Below are 13,361 nucleotides of genomic sequence, written 5' to 3'. Positions count from 1 at the left end.
CTTAACTATTCTTCCATTACTATACACGATTCCGGCCGGCTGAGCATGATTTCCCGGGATGAACGGCACAAAAAAACTTCCTGAGGCATCCGCCTCAAGAAGTCATTCCGAACGCTGTTTCAAAAGTCTTTCCATCAATCCGGCCGAACGGGAAGCTTCCGCGTTCTCCTCCTGGATCGTCAAGTAGATTTCTTTCCGATGGACATCGATATGGCGCGGCGCATTGATGCCGACCTTGACCTGGTCACCATCAATCCCGAGGATGACGAGTTCGATGTCGTCCCCGATCTGGATCGCTTCGCCTTCTTTTCGTTTCAAGACGAGCATCAGCGTTCACCCGCTTTAGTGAGCTTCCCGACCGGCTGGCGGTTCGGGAACTTCTCGTCGAGGATGATCTGTTTCGCCTTGCGTCCCTTCGTCTCCATGACGAACGGCGCACGAAGGTTCGTCGTCGAGGAGTCGAACGGCTCACGCAGCGTGACCGTCGTGTAGACGGCGACCTGCGCGGCGTCGTCGATCTCGAGCTGTTCCTTCGCGACTTCCGGAAGTTCGAACGCGTAGCCCGCATCGATCCAGAACGGGTTCGTCACGATGAAGGCGCACTCCGGCTGGTCGACCGACTGCAGCGACCAGAACGGGACGTCGTCCCCGAACGGCAGGAGCAGGAAGCGCTTCGCTTCCGGGAAGCCCGGCACCTCGGAGGCGAACGTGATGACTTCCGATTCGTTCACGTCGACCTTACCAAAAAAATCAGTTTCGATTTGCATGTCGTTTTACCCTTTCCCGTCGTATATGCCGCCGACCGGCCACATATCCAGTTGATTTTTTTGCCGCAGGTAGATGTCCGTCGTCCAAGGCGCTGATGTCAGCTCCGGACGATTGACCTTCACGTCGATTCGCGGCCGTTCCGCCGTATAGTTCACGCGGACCTCGGCCGGCGTATAGTTGATCTTGACCCGATCGAGGCTGCGCGGCGTGAAGCCGAACTGCGTCACCTCGGCGGGCGGCGTCGTATAGGACTTCGCGATGCGGGAGACGGCGTTGCCGCCGTTCTCGATCCGCATCAACTGATCGCCTTCGGCGGCCATCCTCGACGTGCCTTCCCGTCCGGCCTGCTTCGCCGCCTCGGCGAAGTTCTTCCCGCTCTCGAGCGGCGGGACGCGCCCGATCTCACTCCATGCCCGCGAAGAGTCGATCTCGAGGACCGCGGCCTGCGTCTCGATCTCAAGGCGGCCTCTCGGCTGCTCGATCGACAGCTCGGCAGGTGCCTGCTTCTGTTCGATATGCGGACGCGAGCTGTCCATTCCAATCTGCGCGTAGGTTTGGCGCATCTCAAGACGAGCGTTCAAACAATCAGCTCCTTATCTCAGGAAGTCGAGCAATGTCGGCTGGATCACGCGGGCACCGGCGCTGAGGGCGGCACGGTGAAGTGTCTCGTAAGACTTCAGTTCCATGATGACCTTCTCTGCGTCGATGTCCTCGTTGTTCGACATGATCGCCTTCGCGATGATTTCCTGATCGTCGAGCCGCGACGCGTTCAACTCGAGCCGGTTGACCCGGGCACCGAGATCGGCGCGCGTCTCGACCGTCTTGTCGAGGATGTCATCGATCGATTCAAGCATGCCCGAAAGCTCTTCCCCATTGTTTTGAACACTTTCACCGAGTTTGTCATAGAGAGCTTTCAACTTCTCGAAAGTTGTTGTTCCGAACACTTCATCCGGTTTGACGTTGATATCGACCTTGATGCCGGAAGAGATCTCGTATTCGATGGCTTGGTCCGCGATCGTCGCGTCTTTGTAGATCGACGACGTCGCCCCGCCGTTCTTCAGGTAGTCCTTCAAAGCGTCCATGTCGACGAGCGGCTTGTCCGTCTTCGTCCCGTTGAAGATGCTCTTCTCGTTGTACTTCGTGTTCGCGAGCGTCCCGATGTGTTCGATCAGCTGCCCGACCTCGCTCTGGATCGCTTGGCGCTGCGTCGCGTCGTACGTATCGTTCGCCGCCTGCGTCGTCAGCTCGCGGATCCGGCGCATCGCGGACGAGGCCTCGTCGAGCGCCGAGTCCGTCAAGTCCATCCAGCCCGTCGCCTCGCTGATGTTCTTCTTGAACTGGTCGACTTCCCGGACCTCGGTCCGGTAGCGGATCCCTTGCATCGCGACGACCGGGTCCTCGGACGGACGCTGGATCTTCTTGCCGCTGATCAGTTGTTCCTGGAGCACACTCAGCTTCTGGTAGCTTGAGGAGAGGTGTCCGATATTCGTCTTCGTCAACATCGTCTGTGTCACGCGCATTTAATCATCACCGTCCTACGAGTCCCATGCCGTTGATGATCTTATCGAGCATCTCATCGACAGTGGTAATATTTCGTGCTGCCGCATTGTAAGCGTGCTGATACTGGATCATCAGCGTCATCTCCTCATCGATCGAGACGGCCGAGACCGACATGCGGCGCTGGTCCGCATTCTCAAGAAGGACTGCCGCGTTCTTGCCGAGGCGTCCGACCTGGTCGGCTGCGACACCCATGTCGCCGATCATCGATTGGTAGTAGGAACCGACCGTCGTCTTGTTGCCGTCGATTACCTTGTCCTTTTTTACGTCCGCGAGAGCGAGTGCGCCTGTGCTGTCACCGATGTTGCCGTCTTTCGATGTCGCGATGTTATAGACGCTCGCCTTGATTGCGCTGCTCAGACTGATCGTTTTCGCCGAGATTGTCGCCCCGGTCGCAGGCGCAAAGAAGTCCGACGCAGGTGTCGGTGTTGCACCTGACGAGGAAATCACACTGTTTTCCTTATGCTTCGTATTGAACGCCGTCGCGAATTCACTCGCGAGCGTATCGAGCTTCGTCAGCATCGTCGCATAGCTGACGTCGGTGCTGCTGCCGGGATATCCATGCATCTCGAGCAGACCGCGCAGCTTGCCGTTCATCAGTCCGTCCTTGATCGCAAGTGTCGTCGTCCCTACTTTGAAGTCCGTAGCCGTACCGATCGACGAAATGTCGAATCTGGACACTCCTTTTGACAGCTCGATGACGTAGTCGCTTGCCGGATCAGGTGTCTTCAGGATGATATCAACCCGTCCTTCCGCCGTCTTGACGGCGTTGCCCATGTTTCCTGACGTGATCGCTTCCGTGTCGATCGGCTTCTTCTCGAAGTCGATATACTCCGACAGCTCGTCGAAGTAGCGGTCCCGCTCATCGTACAGATCGTTCGGCAGGACGCCCATCGGCTCGATCTCGTGGATCTGCTTGTTGACGTTGTGGATCTTCTCGAGCAGGTCGTTGACTTTCTTGACCGAGACCTCGATTTCCGACTTGATGTCGCCCTGGACCTTCTCGAGAGACGTCGCCATGTAGTTGAACGTCTGGCTGAGCGTCTCCGCCTTCTGGCGGACGACGCTGCGCGCGCCCGAGTCCTGCGGGTTCGTCGAAAGCGTCTCAAGCGACTCCCAGAAGCCGTCGAATGCTTGTGCGAGGCCCGTGTCGGACGGCTCGTTGATGATGTCCTCCATCCGGCCGAACGCCTCGATCTTCGCGCCGTAATAGCCGACCTTCGTCGATTCGTCGCGGTACTGTTTGTCGACCATCAAGTCGCGCATCCGCTCGATCATCTCGCCGCGGACGCCTGTCCCGAACTGCGCGACTTTTCCGCTGCCGATCGATTGCGTCAATTGTTCCGTCGTCGCCATGATGAGCCGTTGGCGTGAATAGCCGGCCGTGCTCGCGTTCGCGACGTTGTTCCCCGTAGCCTGGAGCGCCCACTGGTGTGTCGTCAGCGCCCGGCGCCCGGTCTCAAGCCCCATGAATGTCGATCCCATGATGTCTCCTCCTTACGCGTTTCGGTTGAAATGAGCTTTGTCGATCGCCGACTGCCCGTATGTAAAATCGTCTGCCTCCGGGATGAGGAGCTGGAGATGCCAGTCGAGATAATGAAGCGACTGAGTCAGAAGTTCCGCATTCAGCTCGTTGATCCGCTTCAGTTCACCGAGCGTCCGCACGAGGTCGCGCAGGACGTCCGTGTTCTCCGGATGATCCGCGAGCCATTCCGTCATCGAGACGGCACCCATCATCGCGATCCGCTCCTCTTCGAGACTGATGATCCGTTTCGCGAGCACCGGCTCCTCCTTGACGATTTCAGATAGCCGCGGCATATCGTTCCTGATCAATACTTCCGTCTTTTCGCGTGCAAGCGCGAGCAGCGCCTCGTGCGCTTCGTTCAACTGCTTGATCGTCTCCATCGTTCCTCACTCCTGTCCCGTTGACTTTACTTCATATAAAAAGCGACCCGCGCATCCTTGCCCCGAGTCGCCTCAAACTTTTGTTCATCCGCCCTCACAAGCGTAGAAACCGCTCCGCAATCTTCACTGGGTCCGGTTTATAAGTTCCGTCTTCAATCGCTTGGCGAAGAGCATTGATTTTTTCTGAGCGGCTCGTCTCCGTGTCCTCGAAGCGGGCACGTGCCTCGCTCGAGATCGACACCTGGTCGACCTTGCCGCTTTTCTTTTGGTCTGTTCCTTCTACTTTTTGAGTTCGTTCGTAAGCTTGGGGCATATGCACCCATTTCGAAGAATCAATTCGCATGTGAACACCTGCTTTCTAGATCACGCTATTCTTGTTCAAGTTCGATACGTCGATGGTTTCGAAGTGCCAGAAGAAGAATTCGTCATCGCTTTCGTGAGCTCGCGTCGCATCTCATCACGGCAATTGCGGCAGATCGTGCCGTCTGACGAAGGTTTGCCGCAGCTGTCGCACTCCATCTCGATCTTTGAGATCTCTGAGACGAGGAGGCGCCCTTCTCGAATGTAGCGGATGACCGTATCAGCCTTGACGCCGATCATCACTTCGACATCCTTCGGTGAGGTTTTGACGTTTCGCCGTTCTCTCAGGAAATCACGCACCCTCTCGAAGTCCAGATGATCCAGACGTACGCAGTCCGCGCATAAGCCTCCTGATTGACGAACAAACAATTTCCCGCATTTCGTGCAGTTCATGACATCCATTTCCTTCACCTCATAGAGAGTATCGGCACGAATCATGAATTCTTAAACACTCCGAAACAAAGTTAATGCACAAACTTCCGCGGCGCCTGCTGCGCGCAAGACGGAGGCCGCCTGATGGAGCGTCGTCCCGGTCGTATAGACATCGTCGACGAGCAGGATCCGTTTTCCGGCGCACGGTCTCTCGAGACGGAACGGATTCTCCCGCCCTTCCCGTTCCGCCTTCGTCAGTCCGCTCGACGCCGGCAGGTCGATTCGAGACAGGGGATTTCGCTTCCGTCCTCGAATCCGCTTCGCGATGAGCGCAGACTGATTGTAGCGCCGGTCTGCGATCCGCTCCGCGCTCAGCGGCAACGGGACGATCCAGTCCACTTTCATTCTTACCTGTTTCAGGTCGCTTCGAAACACCTCGATCAGCACAGGATCGCCAAGGAACTTGAAGCGGCGCATGAAGTCCTTCCCCGCCGCATCATACAGGTAGAGCGTCCGGGTGACGAGCTTTTCTCCCTTCAGACGCCACCTTACGCAGTCCGCGCACAGGGTTCTTCCAGGCTTTCCGCAGTCAGCGCATTCCCCTGATTTCACAAATTTCATTGTACAGTCCGGACAGGTTCGTTGGCTAGTGAATAAGTTCTCAGGCGTCCAGACCGGGATGAAGTGTTCCGCACAGAGGAGGCACTTCATCCGCGGTTCGCCCGCTTGATCGCGTCGATCGACCCGTACAGGGCGTTCGTCCGGTCATCCGCAAAGAAGACGACGTCCCCGTCCGGATGATCCGTGCTCCGTCCGGCCCGTCCCGCGATCTGGATCAGGGCTGACTCCGTGAAGCGGTCGGCCTCGCAGACGGCGACCTGGACGTTTTTGATCGTCACGCCGCGCTCTAAGATCGTCGTCGCAAGCAGGATGCCGCGAGACGTCCGGAAGCGCTCGACCTTTTCCGCACGTGCCGGATCCGCGGCATGCACGGTCTCGGCCGTGATGCCAACTTCAGCCAGTTTGCGCTGCCAGACATCGAGCTGGGAGACGCGCGGGACGAACAGCAGGCGCGGTGCGTCCGGATGGTCGAGGATAAACGCCTTGACGTCATCGAAACGATAGCCGAGATGGAGGCGCGGGACGGGAAGCGGGAAACCGTGGTAGCGGCGGGACAAGGTGACGACGGGAAGGAGACGGTCGAGGCGCGCCGGTGTCGCGCTCAGAAGGATGCGGGAAGCACCCGGCTTCGCCGCGCGGCGGACGGCGCGGCGCAGACGGTAGTCGAACCGGTACGGGAAGGCGTCGATCTCATCGACGATGACGGTGTCGAAACAGCGGTAGTAATGGAAGAGCTGGTGGGTCGTGCTGATCGTGATGTCGCCGACCTGCAGGCGGTCGCTCGAGCCGCCGTAGAGGACCTTGATGTCGGCGTCCGGGAATGCCGCTTCGAAATGACGGGCGAGCTCACGGACGACGTCGGTCCGCGGGGCGGCGACGAGCACCCGCTTTCCGAGACGGAGCGACGTCTCGATGCCGCGGTCAAGCATCGGCGTCTTGCCGGCGCCGCAGACGGCGTGGACGAGCAGGCGGGAACCTGTCGCGATCGCCTGCTCGATCCGGCTCGAGATCCGCTCCTGCGCAGGCGTCAGCTCCTTCGGGATGAGCCGCGCCGGCTTCGGTGGATCGAGCGGCCGCGGGTCGGTCGCGAGCGTATCGCAGGAGCGGAGTACACCGAGCGCCAGGCAGTGGCGGCAATAGCGGCAGAACGGTCCACAGGTGCAAGGTGCAGGCGTCGGCAGCCCGCCGCAACGACGGCATCTCCACGTGACGGCTTTGAAACGGATGAGGCCCGGATGAGGCCCGGTATGGCGGACGAGTCGTCCTCTCAGCATAGGAATTCTCCTTTCATTCATCTTCAAGAGACGGATTCGCCCAGTCCGCCGCTTCTCCTGCCTGCCGGCCCGTCCTCAGGCGCCCCCGCGGCTGAGGGAACGAAAAAGGGAAGGCCTCAGTCCCGCTCGTTCGCGGAATGAAACCTTCCCGTTCCTGTTCTGTTACGTCGAAGAAGACCTTTTAGTCCTCACAGTACCACGTGATGCCGAGCGAGCCCGGACCGAGGTGCGTCCCGATGACGGGACCGAACACGCTCATCTCGAAGCGAGCTGCCGGATATGCCTCTTTCAGGGAGGCGATCTCGGCCTCTGCCTTCGCCGGGTCTTCCGAATGGATGACACCGATGACGTAGCCCTTCCCGTCCCCTTCGATCGACTCGCTCATCATCTCCTCGATCTTGCGGACTGCCCGCTTGAACGTCCGGATCTTCTCGAACGGGACGATCTTCCCGTCGACGAAATGAAGGACCGGCTTGATCTTCAGGAGTGATCCGACGAGTGCCTGCGTTACGCTGAGGCGCCCTCCGCGCTGGAGGTGCTCGAGATCATCAACTACGAAATACGCCCGGATCTTCCCTTTGAGCTCCTCGAGCCGACGGACGATCGCTTCCGCCGAATGTCCGGCGTCGCGCATCTTGACCGCCTCCATCACGAGGAAGGCCTGCGGCATGCAGGAGATCCGTGAATCGACCGGATGGACCGTGACCTGGTCGACCATCATGTTGGCGGTGTGGAGCGCCTGATACGTGCCGCTGATCCCGCTCGACAAGGAGACCGCGATGACGTCCGTCCCAGCCGGCAGCGTCTCGAGGAAATCGACCACCCCGCCGATGTTCGGCTGCGACGTCGTCGGAAGGCTGCCTGTCTGAATCCGCTCATAGAACTCCGGCACCGTCATGTCGAGCCCTTCGCGGTAGGACGTCCCATCGAAGATGACGCTGAGCGGAGCGACGTTCACTTGATGTTGTTCACAATACGCTGCTGGCAGATAGGCAGTGCTATCCGTTAAGATCTCAATCTGACTCATTCGGAAATGTCCTCGCTTTTGATAGTTACGTCGCAGTCGCCGGCTTCCCCGTGACTGCAATCGGTATTTATTTTAGCATAACTTTGACACTAGAAAAAAGGGACGGAAGGAGCACTTCCGTCCTTGATCACACGACGACGACCCATCCGCGGCGGATCGCCTCGACGACCGCACCCGTCCGGTCCGGTACGTTCATCTTGCGTAAGATGGAGGAGACGTGGTTCTTGACCGTCTTCTCGCTGATGAAGAGCGTATCGCTGATCGCCCGGTTCGAAAACCCGTCAGCGAGCAGCTGGAGCACTTCGCACTCGCGGCGCGTCAGGACGTGGAGCGGAGCTTCCGCCGTCCGGGCGACTGCCGTCTGCGTCGCCGTGCTCTGTTTGAGTTTCATCAGGCGGCGATACTCTTGAAGCAGGTTCGGCGTGACCTTCGGATGGACGTACCCGCCCTCCCGGTAGACGGAACGGATCGCGTTGACGAGCTCGTCCGTCGCCATCTCCTTGAGGAGATAACCGACCGCGCCCGCGCCGAGCGCGTGCATGACATAGGTCTCGTCATCGTGGATCGACAGGATGATGACGCGGACGTCCGGATAGACCTCCATCAGTCGTTTCGTCGCCTCGACGCCGTTGACTTGCGGCATATTGATATCCATTAAGACGATGTCCGGCTGATGGGCCTCGACGAGCGCGATGACTTCCGCCCCGCTCTCCCCCTCCGCGACGACGTCGAACTCCTTCTCGAAATCAAGGATTCGTTTGACCCCTTCACGGAACAGCTGATGATCGTCGATGATTACTACTTTCACTTGCTCGTTATTCACAGTGTTTCCCCTCTCACGTCTGATTCCTCGATCGGAATCTTTACCTTGATGACTGTACCCTCCCCAGGCGATGTGACGACATCGAATTCGCCGTCGATCAGCTCGATCCGCTCGCGCATGCCGACAAGTCCGAACGATTCGTCACACGACTTCGTCGCTTCGTCGTAGTCGAAGCCGACGCCGTTGTCCTTGACATGGATGCGGATGGAATGGAGGTATTGTTCTATGATAATACGAATCTCGGTCGATTTGGAATGTTTTACCGCATTTTGTGCCGCTTCCTGTACGATCCGGAAGACGGCGACCTCGTAAGTCGAGTTGATCCGTTCGCCTCCGCCGCGATAGGTGAAGTGGACCGGGATCCCGGATATCTCCTCGATATGGCGCAGATAGCGCTCGAGCGTCGGCACGAACCCGAGATCGTCGAGCGTCATCGGACGCAGGTCGTAGATGATGCGGCGGATGTCCGCGAGCCCGTCACGGATGAGTGAACGGAGACGGTGGATCTCCTCGAAGGCGGCCTCCGCCCCGTTGTGCTGGTGGATCTTCTCGATCAGATCGGCCCGGATCAACACGTGCGCGAGCGTCTGGGCCGGACCGTCATGCATGTCGCGCGAGAGACGGCGCCGTTCGTTCTCGGCCGACTGGAACACCTTCAGTCCCATCTGCTGTTTCATCATCGCCTTCTCGTATTTCTCGTTCATCGCCTGCATGTCGTCCGTCAGGAAGTTGAGGATGACCGAGACGCGGCCGATCAGGACGTCCGCCCGCTCGATCGTCTCGTCGAGATGGATCAGGCGCCGTTCGAGCTCATCCCGCCGTTTCCGGCAGCCCGCCTCGTCCCGCTCGTTGATGAACAGCTCGAGCTGCAGCTGGTTCGCCGTCTCGTACGCCTTGCGGATGTCCTCTTCGCTGTAGCTCGAGAACTGCTTGCTGACGAGGACGAGCCGTGCTTTCGCGTCCCGGACCAGCCGTTCAAGGCGCTCCGCCTCTTTTATATAGTGTTCGACCTTCAGTTTCAGCTCCTGCAGCTCCTGCTGGATCTCCGCGTACTGTTCGCGTGAGCTCTCCGTGATCCGGACGATCTCCTCCCGGCTCTCCTCGACTACACCGATGATATTATGTACGATGTCGTTCAGCGAAAGCTCGTCCTGCGTCCCGTTCGTCATGTTCATTCCTCCACTCCCTGCGCTCGTGAGTTGTCTCTCTGCCAATTCGTCGGTATGCTTTATAAAACCCCTATAGAAGGAGGAAACTCTCAAGTTATGACGTTATCTCATTATTATACAATAAAAGAAAACGGTTTCCACGAAATCCTTATCCAAAAGTCGCGATTCATCACGTATCTCTCACGTGTCTCATCGGAAGAAGAGGCGCAAACTTTCATCCAAAGCATCAAAAAAATGCACCACGGCGCGAACCACAACTGTTCCGCCTACGTGATCGGCGAGCGCAACGAGATCCAGAAGGCGAACGATGACGGCGAACCGAGCGGGACGGCCGGCGTGCCGATGCTCGAGGTGTTGAAGAAACGCGACCTGCGCGACACGGCAGTCGTCGTCACCCGCTACTTCGGCGGGATCAAACTCGGAGGCGGCGGACTGATCCGGGCGTACGGGTCGAGCGTATCCGAAGCGTTGAACGCTGTCGGCGTCGTCGAACGGGTCCTTCATGACGTCGTCCGCGTCAGCGTCAACTACACATGGCTCGGCAAGCTCGAGAACGAGCTCCGCGGATCGGATCACATGATCAAGGAGATCCACTATCTCGAACAGGTCGCCCTCGACGTCCTGGTCGAGACAGGCGAGACGGAACGCTTCACTGCCTGGATGACGGATATGACGAACGGTCAAGCCCACATTTCCACACAGTCGCAAACATATGTCGAGCGTGACATAAATTCCTGACCTGCTATACTGAAAGGTAAAGAAATCTCAAAGTTTTCTAATAACTTTCATGAAGAAGTAAGGAGCATGTCCTGTGGATCCTAAGACACCCCGTTCGCGCCATAAGCGGACAACCGAAAAACCGAGGAAGACGTGGGTCCGTGTCCTCGTCTGGACGGTCCTGTTCGTCCTCTTCACCGGCGGCGGCGCCTTCGCCTACGTCACCTATAAGACGTTCCAGACGGCGAACGGCACGCAGACGGAACTGCGACGCGGCGACAAATCCGACAAGCGCGAGACGACGGTCGACCTGACGAAGGACCACTTCTCCGTCCTGCTCGCAGGAACCGACGCCCGCCCAGGCGACACGAGCTCACGTGCCGACACCCTGATCGTCGCGACGTTCAACAAGCAAGGCAAGAAGGTCAGCATGCTGAGCATACCGCGCGATTCGCTCGTCTACATCCCGTATGTCGAGCGTGAGGACAAGATCAACCATTCGTTCGCTCATGGCGGGATCGACGCGACGATCGAGACCGTCGAGAACCTGCTCGACATCCCAATCGACTACTACGCCCTCGTCAACTTCAACGGCGTGGTCACGATCGTCGACGCGCTCGGCGGCATCGAGGTCGATGTCCTCCTGCCGATCAACACGCTCGACTCGAACGACAAGCGCCAGAGCATCCAGCTCGAGCCCGGCCTCCAGACGCTGAACGGCGAGGAGGCGCTCGCCTACGCGCGGATGCGCTACGAGGACCCGGAAGGCGACATCGGCCGGACGAAGCGCCAGCAGCAGGTCATCCAGGCGATCGTCGAGAAGTCGACGTCGCTCAGCTCGATCACGAAGCTGAACGGTCTGCTAGACGCCGCAGGCGAGAACCTCCAGACGAACATGTCGCTGAGTGAAGCGATGCAGCTCCAGCCGTTCATCAAGTCGCTCAACCAAGTGACGCGGATCGAACTGAAAGGTGCCGACACGAAGATCAACGGCGGCTACTATTACCAGATCGACCCGACGTCACTCGAACAGACGAAACAGGAACTGAAGGCGCAGCTCGGCCTGGTTGCTGACACCGGTTCGACCGGCGCCGAGACGGAGACGACCGACCTCCCGGGAGAATCCGGTGATCCGGCCCCTGCAGACGAGTGACGCGCAGGCGTTGCTCGAGTTGCAACGCGCCTCGTACCGAATCGAAGCCGATCTCCTCGGGGTGACGGTCTTTCCGCCGCTCGCGCAGACGCTTTCCGACATCGAGGAGGAACGCCCCGCCGGCTATGTCTTCGAGGAAGGCGGCCTCATCGGCGCAATCACCTATGAAGACGCGACGATCACACGGCTCGTCGTCGCCCCTCAGGCGTTCCGGCGCGGCATCGGACGACAGCTCGTCTCGCACCTTCTTGCCCACGAGACGATTCGCTTCGTCTCGACCGGCGAGGCGAACCTGCCTGCGATCGGGCTCTACGAGTCGTTCGGCTTCGAACAAGCCTGGTTCACCGAACGGGACGGCATCCGTATCCTTCATCTCGAAAAACGGAACTGAACACCAAAAACGCTCCGCCTGTCCTCGTGACAAGCGGAGCGTTCTTCATTTTCAATCACAGACTGATCAAACTGCCGAGTAGCGCACCGAGCACGACGATCCGCCACGGTGCCTGGTTGAAGAAGCGGAGCAGGATGAACAGGATGAGTGCGACGACGAAGTCCGCCGACTCCTTGACGCTCGACGTCCAAATCGGGTCGTATAGTGCCGCGAGCAAAATCCCGACGACCGCCGCGTTGACGCCGACGAGCACTTCCTGGACACGCGCGTTCGAGCGGACACGGTCCCAAAACGGAAGGACACCGACGACGAGCAGGAAGCCGGGCAGGAAGATGGCGAGCGTCGCGAGCAGGCCGAGGCCTATTCCGCCGATCGCCGTCCCGAGATACGTCGCGAACGTAAAGAGCGGCCCCGGCACGGCTTGCGCCGCGGCGTACCCGGCTAGGAACGAGTCACCGCCGATGAAGTCCGGGACGAGCGACTGCTGCAGGAACGGCAGGACGACATGTCCGCCGCCGAAGACGAGCGCTCCGGCTTGGTAGAACGCACTGACGACCTGTCCCTTCTCGACTAATGCACCGAGGAACGGAAGTCCGGCGAGCAGCAGGACGAACAAGACGAGCGACACGGCTCCGAGCTTCCGGGAGACCGGGATCGCGAGGCGTTCCGCGGGCTCACCCTCACGTTTGAAGACGAACAGGCCGATCACCCCGGCGGCGACGAGAGCGAGCACCTGCGTCAGCGGGTGGGGAATCAACAGGACGACAGCGAGCGCCCCGAGCATCAGGAGCATCTGGACGCGCCCGGCAACGAGCTTCATCCCCATTCCGAGCACCGCGTCTGCGACGACAGCGACAGCGACGAGCTTCAGCCCATGGATCCAGCCGGCGTCCGCGAGATCGAACTGGGCTGCAAGCAAGGCGAACAGCGCAAGCACGAGGCTCGACGGCCACGTGAAGCCGATGAACGAGATGATCGCGCCGGGAATCCCGCCGCGCATCAGCCCGATGCCCATGCCGACCTGACTCGAGGCCGGTCCCGGCAGGAATTGACAGAGTGCGACGAGGTCGGCATATGCCTTCTCGTCAAGCCACTTCCTCCGTTTGACGTATTCGTCGTAGAAATAGCCGAGGTGGGCGACAGGTCCGCCGAACGACGTCAGCCCGAGCTTCGTCGAGACGAGGAAGATTTCTTTCAGATGACGCAAATTCAATCACTTCTTTC

Annotated in this window: 17 protein-coding genes; 3 read left to right on the top strand and 14 right to left on the bottom strand. The window is 59.3% G+C overall.

The genetic code is table 11. The annotated features are described in order from the left end of the window. Nucleotides 1–102: 102 nt before the first annotated feature. The 13 genes from csrA to DFG60_RS01975 form a co-directional block, all read right to left on the bottom strand. Entirely contained in the window at nt 103–327 is a 225-nt protein-coding gene (csrA, locus tag DFG60_RS02035; protein ID WP_114570072.1) for a carbon storage regulator CsrA, read from the bottom strand. Further along, entirely contained in the window at nt 327–767 is a 441-nt protein-coding gene (gene fliW / locus DFG60_RS02030; protein ID WP_114570071.1) for a flagellar assembly protein FliW, read from the bottom strand. The genes csrA and fliW overlap by 1 nt, the downstream gene beginning before the upstream one ends. Before the next feature lie 6 nt (nt 768–773). Then, nucleotides 774–1,349, bottom strand: a complete 576-nt coding sequence (locus tag DFG60_RS02025; protein ID WP_232818593.1) for a DUF6470 family protein — start codon at nt 1,347–1,349, stop codon at nt 774–776. 12 nt (nt 1,350–1,361) lie between these two features. After that, nucleotides 1,362–2,288: a flagellar hook-associated protein FlgL gene (gene flgL / locus DFG60_RS02020; RefSeq protein WP_114570070.1), complete on the bottom strand. Its 927-nt coding sequence runs from the start codon at nt 2,286–2,288 to the stop codon at nt 1,362–1,364. Nucleotides 2,289–2,295: 7 nt separating this feature from the next. After that, nucleotides 2,296–3,810: a flagellar hook-associated protein FlgK gene (gene flgK / locus DFG60_RS02015; RefSeq protein WP_114570069.1), complete on the bottom strand. Its 1,515-nt coding sequence runs from the start codon at nt 3,808–3,810 to the stop codon at nt 2,296–2,298. Between the two features lie 12 nt (nt 3,811–3,822). Next, nucleotides 3,823–4,230 (bottom strand): flagellar protein FlgN, encoded by a 408-nt coding sequence (locus tag DFG60_RS02010; RefSeq protein ID WP_114570068.1) that lies wholly within the window; start codon nt 4,228–4,230, stop codon nt 3,823–3,825. A 94-nt stretch (nt 4,231–4,324) separates the two neighbouring features. Further along, a complete protein-coding gene (flgM, locus tag DFG60_RS02005; protein ID WP_114570067.1) occupies nt 4,325–4,573 on the bottom strand; it encodes a flagellar biosynthesis anti-sigma factor FlgM in 249 nt (82 codons plus the stop codon). A 35-nt stretch (nt 4,574–4,608) separates the two neighbouring features. Then, nucleotides 4,609–4,830, bottom strand: coding sequence for a hypothetical protein (locus tag DFG60_RS13585; RefSeq protein ID WP_157964466.1), 222 nt, complete (start codon nt 4,828–4,830; stop codon nt 4,609–4,611). A gap of 204 nt (nt 4,831–5,034) precedes the next feature. Continuing rightward, a complete protein-coding gene (locus DFG60_RS01995; RefSeq protein WP_232818592.1) occupies nt 5,035–5,583 on the bottom strand; it encodes a ComF family protein in 549 nt (182 codons plus the stop codon). 86 nt (nt 5,584–5,669) lie between these two features. Further along, complete coding sequence (locus tag DFG60_RS01990; protein WP_198661528.1) at nt 5,670–6,857, bottom strand: DEAD/DEAH box helicase; 1,188 nt, start codon at nt 6,855–6,857, stop codon at nt 5,670–5,672. Nucleotides 6,858–7,038: 181 nt separating this feature from the next. After that, a complete protein-coding gene (locus DFG60_RS01985) occupies nt 7,039–7,884 on the bottom strand; it encodes a DegV family protein (RefSeq protein WP_114570063.1) in 846 nt (281 codons plus the stop codon). Nucleotides 7,885–8,011: 127 nt separating this feature from the next. Then, complete coding sequence (locus DFG60_RS01980; RefSeq protein WP_114570062.1) at nt 8,012–8,707, bottom strand: response regulator; 696 nt, start codon at nt 8,705–8,707, stop codon at nt 8,012–8,014. Beyond that, a complete protein-coding gene (locus DFG60_RS01975; RefSeq protein WP_232818591.1) occupies nt 8,704–9,882 on the bottom strand; it encodes a sensor histidine kinase in 1,179 nt (392 codons plus the stop codon). The genes DFG60_RS01980 and DFG60_RS01975 overlap by 4 nt, the downstream gene beginning before the upstream one ends. A gap of 90 nt (nt 9,883–9,972) precedes the next feature. On the opposite strand from DFG60_RS01975, the gene DFG60_RS01970 reads away from it, so the two are divergent. The 3 genes from DFG60_RS01970 (at nt 9,973) to DFG60_RS01960 (ending at nt 12,137) form a co-directional block, all read left to right on the top strand. After that, nucleotides 9,973–10,614 (top strand): YigZ family protein, encoded by a 642-nt coding sequence (locus DFG60_RS01970; RefSeq protein ID WP_114570061.1) that lies wholly within the window; start codon nt 9,973–9,975, stop codon nt 10,612–10,614. A gap of 73 nt (nt 10,615–10,687) precedes the next feature. Next, nucleotides 10,688–11,746, top strand: a complete 1,059-nt coding sequence (locus tag DFG60_RS01965; protein WP_114570060.1) for an LCP family protein — start codon at nt 10,688–10,690, stop codon at nt 11,744–11,746. Beyond that, a complete protein-coding gene (locus tag DFG60_RS01960) occupies nt 11,721–12,137 on the top strand; it encodes a GNAT family N-acetyltransferase (protein ID WP_114570059.1) in 417 nt (138 codons plus the stop codon). The genes DFG60_RS01965 and DFG60_RS01960 overlap by 26 nt, the downstream gene beginning before the upstream one ends. A gap of 55 nt (nt 12,138–12,192) precedes the next feature. Here DFG60_RS01960 and chrA read toward each other — a convergent pair whose 3' ends face one another. Next, nucleotides 12,193–13,350, bottom strand: a complete 1,158-nt coding sequence (chrA, locus tag DFG60_RS01955; RefSeq protein WP_114570058.1) for a chromate efflux transporter — start codon at nt 13,348–13,350, stop codon at nt 12,193–12,195. Between the last annotated feature and the right edge of the window lie 11 nt (nt 13,351–13,361).

The sequence above is a fragment of the Exiguobacterium flavidum genome, assembly GCF_003344535.1.
GTDB classification, from domain to species: domain Bacteria; phylum Bacillota; class Bacilli; order Exiguobacteriales; family Exiguobacteriaceae; genus Exiguobacterium_A; species Exiguobacterium_A flavidum.
Note: the sequence above shows the minus strand (reverse complement) of the source record. Positions and strands in the feature narration are given on the sequence as shown.

Bases quoted from the DNA above. Each gene is read 5' to 3' on its own strand.
- DFG60_RS01990 (WP_198661528.1), bottom strand. From the start codon at position 6,857: ATGCTGAGAGGACGACTCGTCCGCCATACCGGGCCTCATCCGGGCCTC.
- DFG60_RS02010 (WP_114570068.1), bottom strand. From the start codon at position 4,230: ATGGAGACGATCAAGCAGTTGAACGAAGCGCACGAGGCGCTGCTCGCG.
- DFG60_RS01975 (WP_232818591.1), bottom strand. From the start codon at position 9,882: ATGAACATGACGAACGGGACGCAGGACGAGCTTTCGCTGAACGACATC.
- DFG60_RS01995 (WP_232818592.1), bottom strand. From the start codon at position 5,583: ATGAAATTTGTGAAATCAGGGGAATGCGCTGACTGCGGAAAGCCTGGA.
- csrA (WP_114570072.1), bottom strand. From the start codon at position 327: ATGCTCGTCTTGAAACGAAAAGAAGGCGAAGCGATCCAGATCGGGGAC.
- flgM (WP_114570067.1), bottom strand. From the start codon at position 4,573: ATGCGAATTGATTCTTCGAAATGGGTGCATATGCCCCAAGCTTACGAA.
- flgK (WP_114570069.1), bottom strand. From the start codon at position 3,810: ATGGGATCGACATTCATGGGGCTTGAGACCGGGCGCCGGGCGCTGACG.
- fliW (WP_114570071.1), bottom strand. From the start codon at position 767: ATGCAAATCGAAACTGATTTTTTTGGTAAGGTCGACGTGAACGAATCG.
- DFG60_RS01970 (WP_114570061.1), top strand. From the start codon at position 9,973: ATGACGTTATCTCATTATTATACAATAAAAGAAAACGGTTTCCACGAA.
- DFG60_RS13585 (WP_157964466.1), bottom strand. From the start codon at position 4,830: ATGATCGGCGTCAAGGCTGATACGGTCATCCGCTACATTCGAGAAGGG.
- DFG60_RS01985 (WP_114570063.1), bottom strand. From the start codon at position 7,884: ATGAGTCAGATTGAGATCTTAACGGATAGCACTGCCTATCTGCCAGCA.
- flgL (WP_114570070.1), bottom strand. From the start codon at position 2,288: ATGCGCGTGACACAGACGATGTTGACGAAGACGAATATCGGACACCTC.